This is a genomic window from Shigella sp. SIG6, from assembly GCF_053555815.1.
The window spans coordinates 1-4,187 of the sequence record NZ_JBQZXC010000199.1 but is presented as its reverse complement, the minus strand read 5'-3'; the positions used below and the strand labels follow the sequence as shown (position 1 = coordinate 4,187).

Here is a 4,187-nt window from a genome sequence, read left to right as displayed (position 1 = left end):
TTTCTACAAACTCTTCCTGTCGTCATATCTACAAGCCATCCCCCCACAGATACGGTAAACTAGCCTCGTTTTTGCATCAGGAAAGCAGCTATGAACCACTCCTTAAAACCCTGGAACACATTTGGCATTGATCATAATGCTCAGCACATTGTATGTGCCGAAGACGAACAACAATTACTCAATGCCTGGCAGCATGCAACCGCAGAAGGACAACCCGTTCTTATTCTGGGTGAAGGAAGTAATGTACTTTTTCTGGAAGACTATCGCGGCACGGTGATCATCAACCGGATCAAAGGTATCGAAATTCATGATGAACCTGATGCGTGGTATTTACATGTAGGAGCCGGAGAAAACTGGCATCGCCTGGTAAAATACACTTTGCAGGAAGGTATGCCTGGTCTGGAAAATCTGGCATTAATTCCTGGTTGTGTCGGCTCATCACCTATCCAGAATATTGGTGCTTATGGCGTAGAATTACAGCGAGTTTGCGCTTATGTTGATTGTGTTGAACTGGCGACAGGCAAGCAAGTGCGCTTAACTGCCAAAGAGTGCCGTTTTGGCTATCGCGACAGTATTTTTAAACATGAATACCAGGATCGCTTCGCCATTGTAGCCGTAGGTCTGCGTCTGCCAAAAGAGTGGCAACCTGTACTAACGTATGGTGACTTAACTCGTCTGGATCCTACAACAGTAACGCCACAGCAAGTATTTAATGCGGTGTGTCATATGCGCACCACCAAACTCCCTGATCCAAAAGTGAATGGCAATGCCGGTAGTTTCTTCAAAAACCCTGTTGTATCTGCCGAAACGGCTAAAGCATTACTGGCGCAATTTCCAACAGCACCAAATTACCCCCAGGCGGGTGGTTCAGTAAAACTGGCAGCAGGTTGGCTTATTGATCAGTGCCAGCTAAAAGGGATGCAAATGGGTGGGGCTGCGGTGCACCGTCAACAGGCGTTAGTTCTCATTAATGAAGACAATGCAAAAAGCGAAGATGTGGTGCAACTGGCACACCATGTAAGACAAAAAGTGGGTGAAAAATTTAATGTCTGGCTTGAGCCTGAAGTCCGCTTTATTGGTGCATCAGGTGAAGTGAGCGCAGTGGAGACAATTTCATGAAGGATAACACCGTGCCACTGAAATTGATTGCCCTGTTAGCGAACGGTGAATTTCACTCTGGCGAGCAGTTGGGTGAAACGCTGGGAATGAGCCGGGCGGCTATTAATAAACACATTCAGACACTGCGTGACTGGGGCGTTGATGTCTTTACCGTTCCGGGTAAAGGATACAGCCTGCCTGAGCCCATCCAGTTACTTAATGCTGAACAGATATTGGGTCAGCTGGATGGCGGTAGTGTAGCCGTGCTGCCAGTTATTGACTCCACGAATCAGTTCCTTCTCTCTCGTATCGGAGAGCTTAAATCGGGCGATGCCTGTGTTGCAGAATACCAGCAGGCTGGCCGTGGTCGCCGGGGGCGGAAATGGTTTTCGCCTTTTGGCGCAAACTTATATTTGTCGATGTTCTGGCGTCTGGAACAAGGCCCGGCGGCGGCGATTGGTTTAAGTCTGGTTATCGGTATCGTGATGGCGGAAGTATTACGCAAGCTGGGAGCAGATAAAGTTCGTGTCAAATGGCCTAATGACCTCTATCTGCAGGATCGCAAGCTGGCAGGCATTCTTGTGGAGCTGACTGGCAAAACTGGCGATGCGGCGCAAATAGTCATTGGAGCCGGGATCAACATGGCAATGCGCCGTGTTGAAGAGAGTGTCGTTAATCAGGGGTGGATCACGCTGCAGGAAGCGGGGATCAATCTTGATCGTAATACGTTGGCGGCCATGCTAATACGTGAATTACGTGCTGCGTTGGAACTCTTCGAACAAGAAGGATTGGCACCTTATCTGTCGCTCTGGGAAAAGCTGGATAATTTTATTAATCGCCCAGTGAAACTTATCATTGGTGATAAAGAAATATTTGGCATTTCACGCGGAATAGACAAACAGGGGGCTTTATTACTTGAGCAGGATGGAATAATAAAACCCTGGATGGGCGGTGAAATATCCCTGCGTAGTGCAGAAAAATAAGAAAGGGGAGTATTCGCTCCCCTGCAAATTATTTGCGTAGTCTGACCTCTTCTACCACATGATTAGCACTTTTCGTCAGGATTAAACTGGCGCGCTCACGAGTAGGTAGAATATTTTGCTTTAAGTTCAGCCAGTTGATCTCTTTCCACAATGTCATGGCAGTCTTAATCGCTTCTTCTTTAGTTAATTTCGCGTAGTTATGAAAATAGGAATCCGGGTCTGTAAAAGCCCCTTCGCGGAATTTCAGAAAGCGGTTGATATACCACGTCTGAAGTAAGTCTTCCGGTGCATCAACATATATCGAAAAATCGACAAAATCGGAAACAAATACATGATGTGGATCGTGTGGATAATCCATCCCGCTCTGTAAGACATTTAACCCTTCAAGAATTAAAATATCAGGCTGAACAACAGTTTTATCTCCATCCGGGATCACATCATAAATAAGATGCGAGTAAACAGGGGCTGTAACGTTTGGCACGCCGGATTTGAGATCGGAAACAAACTTCACCAGGCGATGCATATCATACGATTCCGGGAAGCCTTTCTTCTTCATCAGACCACGTTCTTTCAGAACCTGATTAGGGTGAAGGAAGCCATCTGTAGTGATCAGTTCAACACGACGATGTTCCGGCCAACGGCTTAATAGCGCCTGCAATACACGGGCGGTTGTACTTTTCCCCACCGCGACACTGCCAGCAATACTGATAATGTAAGGAATGCGTTGCCCGTTGGTACCAAGAAACTGTTCCAGAACTGCCTGACGGCGCAGATTCGAGCTTATATAGAAGTTCAGCAAACGTGACAAAGGTAAATAGATCTCGGCAACTTCTTCTAACGAGAGATCTTCATTAATACCTTTGAGACGGGCGATCTCATCTTCCGATAACGTCATAGGTACGGAATCACGCAGAGCTGCCCACTGGTTGCGGTCAAACTGTAGGTAAGGCGTCATTAACGTTTGCTCTTTTATACTCATAAGCATGTTTCTGGCGGTCATAGCTCTATCGGCAAAGCGATATTTGCCATGGCGCGTCACAGTTCTGTTGAATGGGTTAATGGGCAGGAGGGTAACACCAGATGGGGAGGAATAATAAGAAAAAATCTCTGCCAGGAAGCTATCGTTGAAAAGCAATGTGACAGATATTCCATCTGATAAAAAGAATTATGGTTTAGCAGGAGCGCATTGTTGAGCACAATGATGTTGAAAAAGTGTGCTAATCTGCCCTCCGTTCGGCTGTTTCTTCATCGTGTAGCATAAAATGTGACCAATAAAACAAATTATGCAATTTTTTAGTTGCATGAACTCGCATGTCTCCATAGAATGCGCGCTACTTGATGCCGACTTAGCTCAGTAGGTAGAGCAACTGACTTGTAATCAGTAGGTCACCAGTTCGATTCCGGTAGTCGGCACCATCAAGTCCGGTGGGGTTCCCGAGCGGCCAAAGGGAGCAGACTGTAAATCTGCCGTCACAGACTTCGAAGGTTCGAATCCTTCCCCCACCACCAATTTCGGCCACGCGATGGCGTAGCCCGAGACGATAAGTTCACTTACCGGCTCGAATAAAGAGAGCTTCTCTCGATATTCAGTGCAGAATGAAAATCAGGTAGCCGAGTTCTAGGATGCGGGCATCGTATAATGGCTATTACCTCAGCCTTCCAAGCTGATGATGCGGGTTCGATTCCCGCTGCCCGCTCCAAGATGTGCTGATATAGCTCAGTTGGTAGAGCGCACTCTTGGTAAGGGTGAGGTCGGCAGTTCGAATCTGCCTATCAGCACCACTTCTTTTCTCCTCCCTGTTTTTTCCTTCTGTTTATTGCATTCAACAAGTCGGGCATGTTGCCTGGTTGATGTGGTGATATCACCGATTTATCCGTGTCTTAGAGGGACAATCGATGTCTAAAGAAAAGTTTGAACGTACAAAACCGCACGTTAACGTCGGTACTATCGGCCACGTTGACCATGGTAAAACAACGCTGACCGCTGCAATCACTACCGTACTGGCTAAAACCTACGGCGGTGCTGCTCGCGCATTCGACCAGATCGATAACGCGCCGGAAGAAAAAGCTCGTGGTATCACCATCAACACTTCTCACGTTGAATAC

Annotated in this window: 4 protein-coding genes and 4 tRNA genes; 7 read left to right on the top strand and 1 reads right to left on the bottom strand. The window is 47.1% G+C overall.

The genetic code is table 11. From position 1 onward, the window contains the following. The first annotated feature begins 90 nt into the window (after positions 1–90). Complete coding sequence (gene murB / locus ACUU1M_RS19090; protein ID WP_001016669.1) at positions 91–1,119, top strand: UDP-N-acetylmuramate dehydrogenase; 1,029 nt, start codon at positions 91–93, stop codon at positions 1,117–1,119. Next, entirely contained in the window at positions 1,116–2,081 is a 966-nt protein-coding gene (birA, locus tag ACUU1M_RS19085) for a bifunctional biotin--[acetyl-CoA-carboxylase] ligase/biotin operon repressor BirA (RefSeq protein ID WP_152029053.1), read from the top strand. Before murB ends, birA begins: the two co-directional genes overlap by 4 nt. 28 nt (positions 2,082–2,109) lie before the next feature. On the opposite strand, the gene coaA is transcribed toward birA, so the two are convergent. Continuing rightward, complete coding sequence (gene coaA, locus ACUU1M_RS19080) at positions 2,110–3,060, bottom strand: type I pantothenate kinase (RefSeq protein WP_000023083.1); 951 nt, start codon at positions 3,058–3,060, stop codon at positions 2,110–2,112. Positions 3,061–3,421: 361 nt separating this feature from the next. Between coaA and ACUU1M_RS19075 the strand changes: the two genes are divergently transcribed. From ACUU1M_RS19075 to ACUU1M_RS19055, 5 genes are all read left to right on the top strand, one after another. After that, positions 3,422–3,497, top strand: a tRNA-Thr gene (locus ACUU1M_RS19075). 8 nt (positions 3,498–3,505) lie between these two features. Next, positions 3,506–3,590, top strand: a tRNA-Tyr gene (locus ACUU1M_RS19070). 116 nt (positions 3,591–3,706) lie between these two features. Beyond that, positions 3,707–3,781: transfer RNA gene (locus tag ACUU1M_RS19065), tRNA-Gly, on the top strand. Between the two features lie 6 nt (positions 3,782–3,787). Beyond that, positions 3,788–3,863, top strand: a tRNA-Thr gene (locus ACUU1M_RS19060). A gap of 114 nt (positions 3,864–3,977) precedes the next feature. After that, the coding region (locus ACUU1M_RS19055; protein WP_000031661.1) for a GTP-binding protein at positions 3,978–4,187 on the top strand (210 nt) is incomplete at its 3' end.